The 15,418-nt window shown below is 71.3% G+C and carries 14 protein-coding genes; 11 read left to right on the top strand and 3 right to left on the bottom strand.

The features are described 5' to 3' along the window. The first annotated feature begins 119 nt into the window (after positions 1-119). Both FHU36_RS24305 and hisG read left to right on the top strand, forming a co-directional pair. Positions 120-383, top strand: a complete 264-nt coding sequence (locus FHU36_RS24305; RefSeq protein WP_113700568.1) for a phosphoribosyl-ATP diphosphatase — start codon at positions 120-122, stop codon at positions 381-383. A gap of 62 nt (positions 384-445) precedes the next feature. Then, positions 446-1,291, top strand: a complete 846-nt coding sequence (gene hisG / locus FHU36_RS24300; RefSeq protein ID WP_185086191.1) for an ATP phosphoribosyltransferase — start codon at positions 446-448, stop codon at positions 1,289-1,291. A gap of 120 nt (positions 1,292-1,411) precedes the next feature. Here hisG and FHU36_RS24295 read toward each other — a convergent pair whose 3' ends face one another. Both FHU36_RS24295 and FHU36_RS24290 read right to left on the bottom strand, forming a co-directional pair. Beyond that, the gene (locus tag FHU36_RS24295) at positions 1,412-2,719 is read right to left on the bottom strand and encodes an aminotransferase class V-fold PLP-dependent enzyme (RefSeq protein WP_221496551.1); all 1,308 of its coding nucleotides are present in this window, start codon (positions 2,717-2,719) and stop codon (positions 1,412-1,414) included. Positions 2,720-2,782: 63 nt separating this feature from the next. Then, positions 2,783-3,805, bottom strand: a complete 1,023-nt coding sequence (locus tag FHU36_RS24290; RefSeq protein ID WP_185086190.1) for an EAL domain-containing protein — start codon at positions 3,803-3,805, stop codon at positions 2,783-2,785. Between the two features lie 210 nt (positions 3,806-4,015). On the opposite strand from FHU36_RS24290, the gene FHU36_RS24285 reads away from it, so the two are divergent. Further along, complete coding sequence (locus FHU36_RS24285) at positions 4,016-4,669, top strand: acVLRF1 family peptidyl-tRNA hydrolase (protein WP_185086189.1); 654 nt, start codon at positions 4,016-4,018, stop codon at positions 4,667-4,669. A 180-nt stretch (positions 4,670-4,849) separates the two neighbouring features. Here FHU36_RS24285 and FHU36_RS24280 read toward each other — a convergent pair whose 3' ends face one another. After that, positions 4,850-5,686: an NPP1 family protein gene (locus FHU36_RS24280; RefSeq protein WP_246502554.1), complete on the bottom strand. Its 837-nt coding sequence runs from the start codon at positions 5,684-5,686 to the stop codon at positions 4,850-4,852. Positions 5,687-6,166: 480 nt separating this feature from the next. On the opposite strand from FHU36_RS24280, the gene FHU36_RS24275 reads away from it, so the two are divergent. From FHU36_RS24275 to FHU36_RS24240, 8 genes are all read left to right on the top strand, one after another. Next, positions 6,167-7,186 (top strand): LacI family DNA-binding transcriptional regulator, encoded by a 1,020-nt coding sequence (locus FHU36_RS24275; protein WP_185086187.1) that lies wholly within the window; start codon positions 6,167-6,169, stop codon positions 7,184-7,186. 11 nt (positions 7,187-7,197) lie between these two features. Further along, positions 7,198-7,854, top strand: a complete 657-nt coding sequence (locus tag FHU36_RS24270; RefSeq protein WP_221496549.1) for a DUF1961 family protein — start codon at positions 7,198-7,200, stop codon at positions 7,852-7,854. A gap of 140 nt (positions 7,855-7,994) precedes the next feature. Continuing rightward, the gene (locus FHU36_RS24265; RefSeq protein ID WP_246502553.1) at positions 7,995-8,609 is read left to right on the top strand and encodes a YesL family protein; all 615 of its coding nucleotides are present in this window, start codon (positions 7,995-7,997) and stop codon (positions 8,607-8,609) included. Further along, positions 8,606-10,159, top strand: coding sequence for an extracellular solute-binding protein (locus tag FHU36_RS24260; protein ID WP_185086186.1), 1,554 nt, complete (start codon positions 8,606-8,608; stop codon positions 10,157-10,159). Before FHU36_RS24265 ends, FHU36_RS24260 begins: the two co-directional genes overlap by 4 nt. Before the next feature lie 59 nt (positions 10,160-10,218). After that, the gene (locus FHU36_RS24255) at positions 10,219-11,196 is read left to right on the top strand and encodes an ABC transporter permease (protein WP_185086185.1); all 978 of its coding nucleotides are present in this window, start codon (positions 10,219-10,221) and stop codon (positions 11,194-11,196) included. Positions 11,197-11,209: 13 nt separating this feature from the next. Beyond that, positions 11,210-12,118 carry a carbohydrate ABC transporter permease gene (locus FHU36_RS24250; RefSeq protein ID WP_185086184.1) on the top strand — a complete coding sequence of 303 codons (909 nt, stop codon included), beginning with the start codon at positions 11,210-11,212 and terminating at the stop codon, positions 12,116-12,118. Beyond that, positions 12,115-12,735 (top strand): rhamnogalacturonan acetylesterase, encoded by a 621-nt coding sequence (locus FHU36_RS24245; RefSeq protein ID WP_185086183.1) that lies wholly within the window; start codon positions 12,115-12,117, stop codon positions 12,733-12,735. The genes FHU36_RS24250 and FHU36_RS24245 overlap by 4 nt, the downstream gene beginning before the upstream one ends. Then, positions 12,732-15,347: an exo-rhamnogalacturonan lyase family protein gene (locus tag FHU36_RS24240; RefSeq protein WP_185086182.1), complete on the top strand. Its 2,616-nt coding sequence runs from the start codon at positions 12,732-12,734 to the stop codon at positions 15,345-15,347. Before FHU36_RS24245 ends, FHU36_RS24240 begins: the two co-directional genes overlap by 4 nt. Positions 15,348-15,418: the final 71 nt, after the last annotated feature.

Raw genomic sequence — 15,418 nt, 5'->3', positions numbered from 1 at the left:
CGGGAGTGACGGTCAAGATCGCTCAATGCGCGCCGTCTCGCGTGGCGGACTCCAGGGCGTACGACCCCCCCGCGCAGACTAGGCTTGTCATGCACGTCTGCCGACCCACGAGAGAGACCATGAAGACCTTCGAAGAGCTGTTCGCCGAGCTGTCCGAGAAGGCGCGCACCCGGCCCGCGGGCTCGGGCACCGTGGCCGCGCTCGACGCCGGTGTCCATGCCATCGGCAAGAAGGTCGTCGAGGAGGCCGCCGAGAGCTGGATGGCCGCCGAGCACGAGTCCACTGACCGGGCGGCCGAGGAGATCTCGCAGCTCCTCTACCACGTGCAGGTGCTCATGCTCGCCAAGGGCATCGGGCTGGACCAGGTCTACAAGCATCTCTAGGGCGTTCGCGCCCCGACCTGGCCCGTCCGTACGACCTTCGCGAGACCAAGGATGACGACCACATGATCCGACTAGCCGTACCCAACAAGGGCGTGCTGAGCGAGGCCGCCCAGGCCATCCTCAAGGAGGCCGGCTACCGGCCGCGCCGCGACAGCAAGGAGCTCGTCGTCCTCGACGAGGACAACGGCTGCGAGCTGTTCTTCCTGCGCCCCCGCGACATCGCCGTCTACGTCGGCGAAGGCACCCTCGACGCCGGCATCACCGGCCGCGACATGCTGGTCGACTCCGGCGCGCCCGTCGAGGAGATCATGCAGCTCGGGTTCGGCGGCTCCACGTTCCGCCTGGCTGCCAGGGCCGGCGCGATGACGTCGGTCAAGGACCTCGACGGCATGCGCATCGCCACCTCCTACGCCGGCCTGCTCGGCAAATACCTGTCCGACGCGGGCGTCGACGCACGCGTGATCAAGCTCGACGGCGCGGTGGAGACGGCGATCCGGCTCGGCGTGGCCGACGCCATCGCCGACGTCGTCGAGACCGGCACCACGCTGCGCAACGTCGGCCTCGAGGTGTTCGGCGACCCGATCATGCGCTCCGAGGCCGTGCTGATCAAGCGGCAGAGCGCCCCCGAGACCCCCGGCGTGGGCCAGCTCGTGCGCCGCTTCCAGGGCGTCGTGCACGCCCGCGACTTCGTGATGATGGACTACGACATCCGCGCCGAGCGCATCGAGGAGGCCATCGCGCTCACCCCCGGCATGGAGGGGCCGACGGTCTCGCCGCTGCACCGCGAGGGCTGGGTCGCCGTGCGCGCCATGGTCCGCCGCAAGGGCCACCAGCAGGTGATGGACCAGCTCTGGGACATCGGCGCCCGCGCCATCCTCGTCACCGACATCTACGCCTGCCGCCTCTGACCACCGTCACCGACCGGCCACCCGGTGCCGGCCGGGCACGGTCGGTGACGTGAGGCGCGGTCCGGGGGTGGCCTGGTCTGACCGGGTCACCGCCGGTCCGCCCGGCCGGGGCGGTGGCGGTCAGCGCAGCTCGGCCACCGCCTTGACCGCCCGGTCCACCTCCTCGGGCGTCGTGACGATGCTCGTGCCGAAGCGCAGCAGCGGCGGCACGTACGGCGTGGTGCTCGTGACCACCTTGCGCTCGCGCAGCTTCGTCACCGCCGTCTCCGGATGCATGCCCGCGACGGCGCAGCACACCAGCCCGGCCGAGAGCTCGGCCGAGACCGGCGTCACCAGCGTCACGTGCGGGATCGCCCGCAGCCCCTCCTTGAGCCGGGTGGCCAGCTCCTGGGTGCGCCGCTGGACGCGGTCCTTGCCGATCGCCTCCTGGAACCCGAACGCCTGCGTCATCGCCCACCGGTGCTCGAACGCCTTGTAGCCGCCCGGCGTGACCAGCTCGGCCGTCGTCGGCCCCGGCGCCCTGCCGGTCTGCCACGCCACGAACGACGGCCGTTCGAAGCCCGGGATGAGCGGTGACAGCGCGTCCCAGGCCCGGCCCCACAGGATCCCGGTGCCGCGCGGGCCGAACAGCCACTTGTGGGTGCCGCTGGACAGGAAGTCGCAGCCCAGCTCGGCCACGCCGTCGGCCATCGCGCCGAACCCGTGCACCCCGTCCACGCACAGCAACGCCCGGTCCCGCTCGTCGCGGCCCTTGTTGACCTCGGCGAGCATGTCGGCGATGGCCCGGACCGGCAGCCGCACGCCGGTGCTGGAATGCACCCACGTCACGGCCACCACCCGGGTGCGCGGCCCCAGCCCCTCCTTGATCGCGCTGACGATCCGGTCGGCCGAGGCCGCCGCCGGGTCCTCGTACAGCTTCACCCTGCGCACCCGCGCCCCGGTGCGCTCGGCCAGCAGGCGCACCCCCTCGTGGGTGGCCAGGAAGTCGTGCTCGGTGGTGAGCACGTCCTGGCCCGGCAGCAGCCGCAACCCGGAGTAGAGCAGGCCGAGGCCCATCGTGGTGCTGTCGGTGAGCGCGATCTCGCCCGCCTGGGCGCCCAGGTATCGTGCTGCCGTCCTGCGGATGGTCTGGTCCGGCGCCGAGTCGCCGGGCGGCAGGTAGTGCGGGTCGGCGTCCAGTCCCGCGCGGTGCCTGTCGATCGTCTCGCGCACCAGCGCGGGCGCCGGCGCCAGCACGAATGCCGCGAAGTGGGCGAGCGCCGGGTCGAGCGCGAACTGCGCGCGCACGTTCGCCCAGTCCTTCGGGTCGAACGGCGGCGCCTGGGAGGTCGTGGGAGGGGTGGCGGGCGTGGGCGTCGCGGTGCAGGCCGACACCCCCGCCAGCATGCCCGCGCCGAGCAGGGCCCGTCTGTTCAGCTGCCGCGTCACACCTCCTTCCTATCCCGGGCCGGGGTGCGCTGCACAGTACGCCACCCGAGTCGTTACGGATCTTCAGCCGTTGGCCGCGGTCACCTGGCGGATCAGGTCGGAGACGCGGACGATGCCCATGCAGCGGTTCAGCTCGTCGGTGACCACCAGGTCGTCGTAGACGCGGGCCGAGTCCTGGCCGGCCGCCCGCATGGCCGCCACCGCGGGCGTGCTCTTCGGCACCGTGCGCGGCGGGTCGGCCAGCCGCCGGGCCGGCTTGGTGGCGTGCAGCGCGTGGCCGTACCGGGCGGCGATCGACAGCAGGAACCTGCCGCGGTCCAGGCTGCCCTGGGGCCGCTGGTACTCGTCCACCAGGATCACACTCGTGATCGACGGCTCGTCGCCGAACGCCGCCACCACCTCCTCCGCCTTGGCCTCGGCCGGCAGCGTCACCGCGGGCATCACCAGCTCCTGCACGCGCGGGCCCAGCTGCGCCCCCATGCCCGCCGCCTCCGCCGGAGCCGGGAGCGGCACCCGTACCCGTCCGTCACGGCCAGGAGCGAGCAGCGGCCCGTGCGCGAGCCGCACTCCCCAGCCGCGCACCGCCGCGAGCTGCGCCTGCTCCGCGATCCCCGGCGCGAGCACGTGCGCGCCGATGCCGCGCGCCAGCTCCACCACCGCCCGCGCCACCGCGACCGCCCGGTGGTCGCGCGGCACCCGCGCCACCACCTCGGGGGACAGGGCCAGCAGGTACGGCGAGACCTCCGCGACCATGTCGAGCGGCACGCTCTCCAGCCCGGCTCCGCCGAACCCGAGCAGGTAGCCGAGGTTGTCCAGCCCGTCGAGCGTGACCTGGAGCACCGGCCGCTCGGCGGCCCCGCACGGGCCGCTGAGCAGCAGCATCGTGTCCCGGGGATGCCGGCCCGATCTCCGCAGCGCCTCGTGCAGCGGCACCAGCGCGCCCGCGCCGCGCGCCACGACGGTGAACGGCAGCTCCAGCACCAGCGGCAGCGGGCCGCCGGGCAGGAAACCGGCGGCGTCCACGGCCGCCGGGCGGGCGATGGCGGTACCCGTGTCGAGGTCCACGATGGGGCCGGGAGAGGTCACGAGGGGATGATGCGGCCCAGGTCGCCGGCGCAAAAGCCCCCTGCGGCGAAGTTCACCGACATTTCCCCTCCGGTTCCCGCCCCAACCAGCGCATCCGGCCCCCCGATCGCCCGCGCACCCGTAACCCCGCGCCTCAGGGGCTTTGCGTCGGGAGGAGGGCCATGCCCGTGGTGACCTGGGAGGGGCAGCCGGTGGGCTAGCCTTCGGGGCATGAGCGCGCGACCGGCGAAGGGCGGCGGCCGGTGGGTGTCGGTGCCGCCCGAGCGCGTGCACCCGTGGATCGACGGCTTCGCCGACCGGCACGGGCCGTTCGAGGCGTCCGGCGACGAACGGGTGGTGCGCCTGGCGGCGGCCGACGGCGCCCTCGCCGAGCTGCACGCCCCCTTTCCGCCCATGCCGGCCGGTCCGCCGTACGTGTCCCGGCTCGTCGCGCACGCGCGGGCCGAACGCCGCGTCGGCGTGATCCTCGTCCGGCTGGGCGGCTACGCGGCCGGGGTGTTCCACGGCGGCGTCCTGGTGGCCTCCAAGGTCGGGTCCCGCCTGGTCCAGGGCCGCACCGCCGCCGGAGGGTGGTCGCAGCAGCGCTTCGCCAGGAGACGCCGAAACCAGGCGGACCAGGCCCTCGACACGGCGGCCGAGACGGCGCTGCGCGTCCTGACGCCGCATCTCGCCGAGCTGGACGCGGTCGTCCTCGGCGGCGACCGCCGCGCCGCCGGCGCCCTGCGCGCCGACCGACGCCTCGCACCGCTGCTGGCCCTGGAGACGGAGCCGTTCCTGACGGTCCCCGACCCCAAGCTGGCGGTGCTGCGCGACACCCCGGAGCTGTTCCGCGCGGTCAGGGTCCGCGTGGTGGACCCGTCCTGAAGGATCCGCGCGTGGCCCGGGTGCGCCGTCGCCCGTTCGGCCGTGAGATCGGGGCGTGTCCGCGGGCGAGGTGCCGGGCGCACTCCGGCCGTTGCGCCCGCGCGGGGCGCCCGGGACGGCCGGGGGAGAGGCCGTCCCGGGCGCGGTGAGGTGTGGCCGGGTCAGTAGGGGCTGTGGGCGTCAGGCGTCGGGGTCGAAGGGGATGCCGGACGGCATGGCCTTGCGGAGGTGGCCGCTGAACGAGCCGTCCTTGAGGCCGAAGTGGGCACTGCCGAAGTCGGCCTGGGTCAGCCGGTCGCGGATGCCGGGCGGGTAGCCGTTCCAGCCGACCAGCCGCGGGTACTGCCAGGTGCCGTGGTGGTTCTCCGGCGGGTCGTCGTTGGTGTTGGCGGCGCGGAAGGCGTGGGTGCCGAGCCCGTCCTTGTGGTAAACGATCTTGGGGTGGGTTCCGTCCCAGCGGATGGCGTCGCGGCGATGGATCTTGAAGTTGCCGTGTTCGGAGGTCGCGACGTACTCGGCGCGGTTGTCCTTGACCCACACCACGACGTGCTCCCAGTCGTGGCGGTGTCCCCCGAGGCCGCTGCCGATGACGGCCTGGTCCTTCTCGAAGTACAGGCCGTAGATGATGGCGCACCAGCCGTTGTTGCACGTGTAGCGCGCGTAGCCGTTGGTGTTGTCGAGGTCCCAGGAGTCGCGGCACCGGCCGTTGAGCGCGCCGCCCGGCTTCAGGCCCGGGGCGACGGTCCCGTCGGGGCCGATGGCGGGGGTCGGGTAGCAGCCGTCCTTGTCGTAGTCGTAGGCGGGCTGGAACGTCTGCTCCAGACCGTCGGCGTTGGCGGGCAGGGCCCCGGGAGGGTCCGCGAAGGCCGCGGCCGGGAAGGCGACGCCGATGGCGAGGGCCCCGCCGAGGGCGAGCGCGAGAGTGCGCAGGCGCCGTGGCCCGCCCCTCTCGGCCTCGGGGACGGCGTCAGAACTGTGCGGGTGGGCGGAGGACTTCGATAACAGCCGGTCGTCCAATGCGTTCTCCTCGTGAACGTGGTTCAGGCCGATCGATCCGGGGGGGGGGCATGCCGCTTTCCACGCCCTGGCTTCGCCGAGAACGTAACTCGTCATGTGGCGCTTCGTCAGAGGAACGCGTAAGAGGGCCGGACCGCGTTCACCGATGCGGGGTGCCGTGCCACGGTTTCGGGCACGACGAGCCGTGGACGTGTGCGCCGTGCCCGTGGTCGGCCAGGCTGTCCGAGGTTCGGGCCGGGCCCCGCCAGACGTCGGCCCGGCTGTCCGCGGCTTGTGCCGGGTCCCGCAGGCGTCGCCACGGCTGTCCGCGGCTTGTGCCGGTTCTGCGGAGCCCGCATCCCGTTGTGGGCCGGGGTTTTGGCGGGCTCGTTCAAATGGGAGACCGAGTCGTTGTGAGATCGGGGGTTTGAGTCGATTCAAAACGGGCGTTCCTGCCGCTATGATGGCCGGGTTCCCGGCAGCACGGCCTCGTGAGGTTCGATGGCGACCAGCAGCATCAAGGAGGTCGCGCAGCTGGCGCGAGTCTCTGTGGGCACCGTGAGCAACGTCCTCAACAGGCCCGAGATCGTCTCCCCGGCCACGCGCGAGCGTGTGTTCAAGGCGATCCGTGAGCTGGGGTTCGTCCGCAACGAGGTGGCCCGCCACCTGCGGGTGGGCCGCAGCCGCACGGTGGGCCTGGTCGTGCTCGACGTGGCCAACCCGTTCTTCACCGACGTCGCCCAGGGCGCGGAGGCGCTGGCCGACGAGCACGACACGATGGTGGTGCTGTGCAACAGCGCCGCCGACCCGCGTCGTGAGCGCCGCCACCTCGACCAGCTCGAACAGCAGCGCGTCATGGGCATACTGATCACCCCGGTCGACGCGGGCAGCCCCCGGCTGGCCGAGCTGGCCGCCCGCGGCACCCCCGTGGTGCTGGTCGACAGCGCCGCCACCGGCCTGCAGTGCTCGGTGGCGGTCGACGACCGGCTCGGCGGGCACCTGGCCGGATCGCACCTGATCCAACAGGGCCATCGCCGCATCACCTACGTCGGCGGGCCGCCGTCGATCAAACAGGTGGCCGACCGGCACGCCGGCATCATGAACGCCGTGGCCGAGGCGGGCGACGGCGTCGAACTGGTCAGCCACGTGCTGCCCGCGCTGAGCGTCGCCGGCGGGCGGGCCGCGGGCGAACGGGTGGCCGGCCTGCCGCCGAAACGACGGCCGACCGCCGCCTTCTGCGCCAACGACCTGATAGCGCTCGGGTTCCTGCAGGCCATGGCCGCGCGGGGGCTTCGGGTCCCGCACGACATGGCGATCGTCGGCTACGACGACATCGACTTCGCCGCGGCCGCCGCGGTCCCGCTGTCCTCCGTCCGCCAGCCGCGCGAGCTGCTCGGGCGTACGGCCGTCGACCTGCTGCTGGAGGAGGTGACTGCGCCCGAGCGGCACCGGCACCGGCAGGTCATCTTCCAGCCGGACCTGGTGGTCCGGGAGTCGAGCGCGCTGCGCAGGCGCGACTGAAGGAGCATGATGTGACCGAGATCTACCGCAACCGGCTCGCCGGTCCGGACGACCTCAGGGGGTTCCGGATGGAGGGGCCGGGGACGGTGTCGTTCCCGCAGGGCCGGATGCGGCTGGAGAGCGTCCGGCCGCCGGCCGACGGGCAGGCGGCCAACCTGGTGCTGTGGTGCCCGGAGGACTTCCCCGCCGACGTGCGGGTCGAGTGGGACTTCTGGCCCGTCAGGGAGCCGGGGCTGGCCATCATGTTCTTCCACGCCCGCGGCCGGGGCGGCGAGGATCTCCTCGATCCCGCGCTGGCCCCGCGCGAGGGGCCGTACGAGCAGTATCACAGCGGCGACATCGACGCCTACCACGTGTCCTACTACCGGCGCATGTGGCCGTCGGAGCGCAGGCTGCACACCTGCAACCTGCGCAAGAGCCACGGCTTCCACCTGGTCGCGCAGGGGCCCGACCCGCTGCCCGCCGTGCTCGACGCCGAGGGTCCGTACGCCATGAGACTCGACGTCAGAGGCGCGGAGATCACGTTCAGTGTCAACGATTTGGTCTCGTTCCGCTGGGTGGACGACGGCACCGTCGGGGGTCCCGCCCTGCGGGGCGGCAAGATCGGTTTCCGGCAGATGGCCCCATTGATCGGGGATTATGCAAATCTCCGGGTTTCGCATCATTGACTCTGAGTCGATTCAACACTACGTTCGCCTCCAACCAGCCGTTCATCCCTCCGTAACGGGGCGGGAACCGCGGCGCAACGCCCTCCCTCCGTGTCCGCGCACACGCCACGAGAAAGTGCTGCCGGATGTTCCATCACTCCATGTCAATGAAGGTTCAGGCCGCCTGTACCGAGGTGGCCTGGGCGGCTCGCCTGAACCTGTTGTGGCTCATGTTCACCCTCGCCGGTGGCGTGATCCTCGGGATCGGGCCTGCCACCATGGCCGCGTACACCCTCGCCAGGCGGCACGTTCATGGTGAATCGTTTCAGGCATGGACGGAGTTCGGGACCGTCTACCGACGGGAGTTCGTCCGCGGCAGCGTGCTGGTGCTGCCTATGGCGGTGGCCGCCACCGTCCTGGTTGGCAACCACCTCTACCTGAGCGCTCTGGGCCCCGGCACGGGAGCGCTGCGGGTCGCGACACTCGTCGCGCTGGCCGCTCTGGTGGTGGTGGGCTCCTACCTCGGGCCGATCTACGCGCACTACGACCTGCCCCTGCGGGCCTACCTGCCCAAGGCGTCGCTGTTCGCGATCACCCGGCCGGCAGCGTCCGTGCTGCAGCTCTTCGTCCTCATCGGCATCGCCTACGCCACCTCGGCGATGCCCGTCCTCGCGGCGGTGATCAGCATCGGCGCCTGGATCTATGTCAACACCTGGCTCTGCCTGCGCTTCTTCCAGGAGAACGAGGCGCGTCTGCACTCGAAAGGGATCTCATGAGCGCATCCCGTCGCCGGCTCACCGCCGGTGTGGTAACGCTAACGGCCGCTCTTCTCGCCTCGGCCTGTTCCGGTGGCGGCGACGCGCCCGCCGCCGACCCCAACACGCTGACGATCATGTCCAAGCTGTTCGGCACCGCGCCCGACCCCAAGGGCGAGATGCACCAGGCGGTGGAGAAGTTCCTCGGCAAGAAGCTCCAGGTCACCTGGGTGCCGAACGCCGAGTACACCGACAAGCTCAACGTCACGCTCGCCTCGGACAACCTCCCGCAGGTCATGGTCGTCGACCCCAAGCTCCCGGCGTTCGTCAAGTCCGCCCAGGCCGGTGCGTTCTGGGACCTGACCGACAAGATCGACAAGTACCCGAACCTGAAGCCGGCGGACGAGCGGACGGCGCTCAACTCCTCCATCAACGGCAAGATCTACGGCCTCTACCGGATGCGCCCCCTGCTGCGCTCGGCGATCGTGATCCGCAAGGACTGGCTGAAGAAGGTCGGCCTGGACGAGCCGGAGACCGTCGACGACCTGTACGAGATCGCCAAGGCGTTCACCGAGAAGGACCCTGACGGCAACGGCAAGAAGGACACCTTCGGCCTCATCATCCCGAAGTGGCCGGGCAACTACGCCAGCGCCAGCCCGTACGACGTGATCGAGACCTGGTTCGGCGCGCCGAACGGCTGGGGCGAGCGTGACGGCAAGATCGTGCCGGGCTTCGACACCCCCGAGTTCCTCGAGGCCAACCGGTGGCTGAAGAAGATGGTGGACGGGGGCATGGTCAACCCCGACTTCGCCACCCTGGACGCCGCCAAGTGGAACGAGCCGTTCCACCAGAACAAGGGCGGCATGATCATCGACGTCAACATCCGCTCGCGGCAGGTCCTCGACCTGTTCTACGAGGACGACAAGGAGACCTACGGCGACAAGGTCGCCATGGTCGGCAACCTCAAGCGCTCGGACGGCCAGAAGTTCTCCTACCCGTTCACCGGCTACGCCGACGTCCTGGCCGTCTCCAAGCAGAGCGTGCGGACCGAGGCCGACCTCGACAACGTGCTGAAGACCCTGGACAAGCTGGCCTCGAAGGAGGGCCAGGTCCTGGTCACCAACGGCATCGAGGGCCGCAACTTCAAGGTCGAGAACGGTGACACCGCCGCGCTGATCAACGAGGACGACCCCGCGGTCAAGACCGTCCAGGACAACGTGGACGACGCCTTCATCCAGCTCAGCACCAAGGGCACCGTGGACATCGGCGGCATCGCCTACCAGCGCGTGCCGTCCGGTCAGCCCTACAAGGACATGGTGGCGCTGCAGAAGAAGCTGATGGCCGAGGACCTCAAGACGGCCGTGCACAACGTGGCGCTGCCCGTGGTCGCGCCCGCCGCCGTCGCCAAGGGCGCGCAGCTCGACACGATCATCCCGGACGCGCGGATCAAGTACCTGTCGGGCACGTTCACCGAGGAGCAGCTCAAGGCCGAGATCAAGCGCTGGTACGACAGCGGCGGCACGCAGGTGGCCGCCGAGATCAACGACCTCGTCGGCAAGCTCGGTCAGTAGCCCCCGCCCTTCGAGGGGCCCGGGCCGTACCCGGGCCCCTCACACGAAAGGAGGCCGCTGTGGCCACCGACCTGGCGCCGCCTCCCGAGAAGGCGGTCACCAAGGCTAGGAGGCGGAGGGCCGACCAGGTCCCGCTCCGCACGGCGCTGACGCGCTACCGCTGGCTCTACCTGATGCTCCTCCCGGGCGTCGCCTACTTCGCGATCTTCAAGTACCTGCCGATGTACGGCGTGACGATCGCGTTCCAGGACTTCCTGCCGTTCCTCGGCTACTCGGGCAGCCCCTGGGTCGGCTTCAAGCACTTCGAGGAGCTCTTCGCCGGCCCGGACTTCGGGCGGCTGATGTTCAACACGCTGCTCCTGGCGCTGCTGCACATCGTCTTCGTCTTCCCCGCGCCGATCATCGTCGCGCTGCTGCTGAACGAGCTGCGGATCAACTTCCTCAAGCGCTCGGTCCAGTCGCTCATCTACATCCCGCACTTCCTGTCCTGGACGATCATCGCCTCGCTGACCTACATCCTGTTCGCGGCCGACTTCGGCGTGATCTCCGGCTGGATCCGCGAGCTCTCGGGTGACACCGCGAAGATCGACTACATGGCGCAGGAGGAGTGGTTCCGGCCGCTCATCATCCTGCAGCAGCTCTGGAAGCAGACCGGCTGGGGCACGATCATCTACCTGGCCGCGCTGGCCGGGGTGGACCCGAACCTGTACGAGGCCGCCCGCATGGACGGCGCCGGCCGCTTCAGGCAGCTCTGGCATGTCACCCTGCCCGCGATCCGCCCGACCGTCGTCGTCATGGCGATCCTCGCCTCTGGCAACCTGCTGGACTCCGGCTTCGAGCAGATCTGGCTGATGACCACCTCGCTGAACCGCTCGGTGGCGGACGTGTTCGACACCTACGTCTACTACGCCGGCATCACCCAGGGCGCCATCAGCTACTCCACCGCCGTCGGCCTGTTCAAGGGCGTGGCCGGCGTCATCCTGATCTTCGGCTCGAACTGGCTGGCCAAGCGCCTCGGCCAGCGTGGACTGTTCTAAGGAGACCGGGCACATGTCTGCCATCACCCAGAGCAAGACCAAGGCGCCGGTCAACAACAACAGCTCGCTCGGCAGCCGGGTGTTCGACGCGCTCAACGTCATCGTGCTCGTCGGCCTGGCGCTGATCACGGTACTGCCGCTGCTGTACGTGCTGGCCGGATCGTTCGCCGGCGAGTCGGAGATCTCCTCGCGGCCGTTCTTCCTGTGGCCGGAGAAGATCGTCACCGAGTCGTACGAGTACATCTTCGCCACCGACACCTTCGTCCGCGCGCTGATCACGACCGTGGTCGTGACCGCCGTCGGCACGGTGGTGCAGCTCGGGCTGACCTTCACCATGGCCTACCCGCTGGCCAAGCGCTACCTGCCCGGCCGGGCGCTGGTGCTGAACCTGGTGATCTTCACGCTGGTCTTCACCGGCGGCATGATCCCCACCTACCTGGTGGTGCGCGACCTGGGGCTGCTCGACAGCTACTGGGCGCTGATCCTGCCGCTGGCGATCAACCCGTTCTACCTGATCATCATCAAGAGCTTCTTCCAGGAACTGCCGCAGGCCCTGGAGGAGGCGGCGCGCATCGACGGCGCCAACGAGATGGGCGTCTTCTTCAAGATCGTCCTGCCGCTGTCCAAGCCGATCATCGCGACGTTCTCGCTGTTCTACGCGGTGGCGATCTGGAACGACTACATGTCGCCGCTCCTGTACATCAACGACCCGAACAAGTGGACGCTGCAGATCCTGGTCCGGCAGCTCACCAACACCGACGCCGCCAACGCGCTGGCGCAGATGGACCGGACCTGGGTGCCGCCCGAGCAGGGCCTGAAGTTCGCCGTGGTGGTCATCGCCACGCTGCCCATTCTGTTCTTCTACCCGTTCCTGCAGAAGCACTTCGCCAAGGGCGTGCTGATCGGGTCGGTGAAGGAGTGACCCGGACGGTGCTGCTGGCGGGCGACTCGACGGTCGCCTCCTGCCCCGCCCACGAGGCACCCATGTCGGGGTGGGGCGCCCAGCTGGGCGCCCACCTCGGCGGCCCGGTGCGCAACTTCGCCAAGGGCGGCGCCACCACGGCGAGCCACCGCGCCGAGGGACTGTGGGACGCGCTGCTGCTGGAGGCGGGTCCGGGTGACGTCGTGGTGATCCAGTTCGGGCACAACGACCAGAAGGAACCGGCGCTGCCGTACCAGGAGAACCTGCGCGCCTTCGTCGAGGAGGCGCGCGGGGCCGGGACGCTGCCGGTGCTGTGCACCCCGGTGCAGCGGCGCCGCTTCGACGGCGACCGGCTGACGCCGACGCACGGCGACTACCCCGAGCGGGTGCGCGCGTTCGCCGCCGACGAGGGCGTGCCGCTGATCGACCTGACCGCCGCCACCACCGAGCTGTACGAGCGCCTCGGCCCCGACGGCTCGGCGGCGCTGTTCACCCACTTCCCGCCCGGCCGGCACCCGCTCTACCCGGACGGGGTGGCCGACGACACCCACTTCTGCTTCCGCGGCGCCGACGAGGTGGCCGCGATCGTCGCCGAGCGGCTGAAGGAGATCGCATGACCGTGCTCCGCTGGCTGGACCGACCCGCAGAGCAGGGGGTGACCTGGGGAGTGCCGTGGCCGCGCGGTGAGGTCCGGCCGGGTACCCCGTTCGCGCTGGCCGACCCGGCGGGCGGGCAGGTGCCCGTGCAGAGCTGGGTCACCGCGACCTGGCCGGACGGCTCGGTGAAGTGGTCGGCGCACGCCGCCGGCCCGCAGCCGAGCCCGGCGGAGACGTACGAGCTGCGGCCCGGCGCCACCCCCGCCGCCCCGGGCCGGCCGGTCGTCGTCGCCCGCGAGGACGGCGCGCTGCGCGTCGGCACGGGAGCGGTGACCTGGACGATCGAGGAAGGCGGCGACACGCTCGCCCGCTCGGTCACCGTGTCCGCCGCCGAGGGCGAGCGTGAGATCGTCAGGGACGTCCGCCTGGTCAGCCTGCACCAGGATGGCCCCACCCCCGACGAGGACGGCTCCGTCACCCGCGAGCGGGCCGCCGGCCGGGTCACCCGCGTCAGCGTCGAGCAGGACGGCCCCGTGCGCGCCGTGGTCCGCCTCGACGGAGATCACGGCGGCCGGCTGCCCTTCACGGTCCGCCTGTACTTCTACGCCGGAGCCGCGGACGTGCGCGTCGTGCACACGTTCGTCTGGGACGGCGACTCGCGGCGCGACTTCCTGGCCGGGCTCGGCCTGCGCGCCGACGTGGTCATGCGCGACGAGCCGCACGACCGTCACGTGCGGCTGGCCGGGCCGGACGGCGGCTTCCTCACCGAGGCCGTGCGCGGGCTGACCGGCCTGCGCCGCGACCCCGGCGAGCAGGTGCGGCGGGCCCAGGTCGAGGGCCGCCCGTGCGGCCCGATCGGCAACCCCGAGGTGGCCGGGCGGCTGCACCTGATCCCCACCTGGAGCGACTACACCCTCGACCAGACCTCCGCCGACGGCTTCACCCTGCGCAAGCGCACCGCCGAGGGGCACGCCTGGGTGACGATCCCGGCCGGCACCCGTTCGGCCGGCTACGGCTACGTCGGCGGCGTCAGCGGCGGCCTCGGCTTCGGCCTGCGCGACTTCTGGCGGCTGCACCCCACCCGCCTGGACGTCCGGGGCGCCGCCACGGACCTCGCCACCGCGACGGTCTGGCTCTACTCGCCCTCGGCGCCCGCCATGGACCTGCGCTCCTGGCACGACGGCATGGGCCAGGACACCTTCGCCGAGCAGCTCGAAGGCCTGGAGATCACCTACGAGGACTACGAGCCCGGCTTCGGCGACGCCCATGGTGTGGCCCGTACGCACGAGCTGACCCTGCGCGTCCACGACGCCACCCCGCCGTCGGCCGGCCTCGCCGCGCACGCCGCCGCGATGAACGACCCGGCGCTGCTGGCCGCGCCGCCCGAGCGGATCCGCGCCGCCGGCGTCTTCGGCGACTGGGATCTGCCCGACCGCTCCACCCCGGCCCGCGCCGCGATCGAGGACCGGCTCGACTTCCTGTTCGACCTGTACGTCCGCGAACGCGAGCAGCGCCGCTGGTACGGCTTCTGGGACTACGGCGACGTCATGCACACCTACGACGCCGACCGGCACACCTGGCGCTACGACGTGGGCGGCTACGCCTGGGACAACTCCGAGCTGTCGCCCGACCTGTGGCTGTGGTACCAGTACCTGCGCACCGGCCGGCCGGACGTCTTCCGCTTCGCGGAGGCGATGACCCGCCACACCGGCGAGGTCGACGTCTACCACCTCGGCCGCTGGAAGGGCCTCGGCAGCCGGCACAACGTGCAGCACTGGGGGTGCAGCTGCAAGCAGTTGCGCATCTCCAACGCCGTCTACCGCCGCTTCTTCTACTACCTGACCGCCGACGAGCGCACCGGCGACCTGCTCGACGAGCTGGCCGTGCCCGAGGAGACCTTCCTCGCGATCGACCCGCTGCGCAAGGTGCGCGAGGACGTCTACACGCCCGACCCGTCGGCCCTGTCGGTCGGCCTGGGCGCCGACTGGGGCGCCCTCGCCGCCGCCTGGCTGACCCGCTGGGAGCGCCACGGCGACGAACGCGCCAAGGACCGGCTGCTCGGCACCATGGCCGGCATCGGCGCGCTGCCGCACGGCTTCCTCACCGGCGAGGCCCGGCTCGACCTGGCCACCGGCCGGTTCGACACCTCCCGCGACGCCGTGGCGATCTCGCATCTGTCGGCCGTCTTCGGGCTGCCCGAGATGTGCTCGGAGCTGATCGCGCTCGACCTGGACGTGCCCGGCTTCGAGGGCGCCTGGCTCGACTACTGCAGGCTCTACCTCGCGCCCGCCGCCGAGCAGGAGGCCGAGGTGGGCCACGCGCTGCGCGGCATCTCGCTGGTGCAGGCCCACAGTCGCCTCACCGCCTACGCGGCGGCCCGCAGCGCCGATCCCGGGCGGGCCGCCGTGCTGGCCGCCCGCGCCTGGCGGAAGTTCAGCCTGGACGAGGACGACCAGCTCAACCGCAACCTGTTGCAGCGCGAGCCCGACTGGAGGCTGACCCGGGTGGCCGGGCCGCACGTGCTCGCGCCCGTGGAGGAGGCCGCGTTCGTCTCGACGAACGACACCGCGCAGTACGGCCTGGCCGCCATCCAGAACCTCGCCCTGATCCGCGAGCACCTGCCGGAGGAATAACGAGAGGTCGGTCCCCAGCTGGGGGCCATACACTGATCCGTATGCACACTCCCGATTGACCGGCGCAGCAC

Source organism: Nonomuraea muscovyensis (assembly GCF_014207745.1).
Taxonomy (GTDB): Bacteria; Actinomycetota; Actinomycetes; order Streptosporangiales; family Streptosporangiaceae; genus Nonomuraea; species Nonomuraea muscovyensis.
Note: the sequence above shows the minus strand (reverse complement) of the source record. Positions and strands in the feature narration are given on the sequence as shown.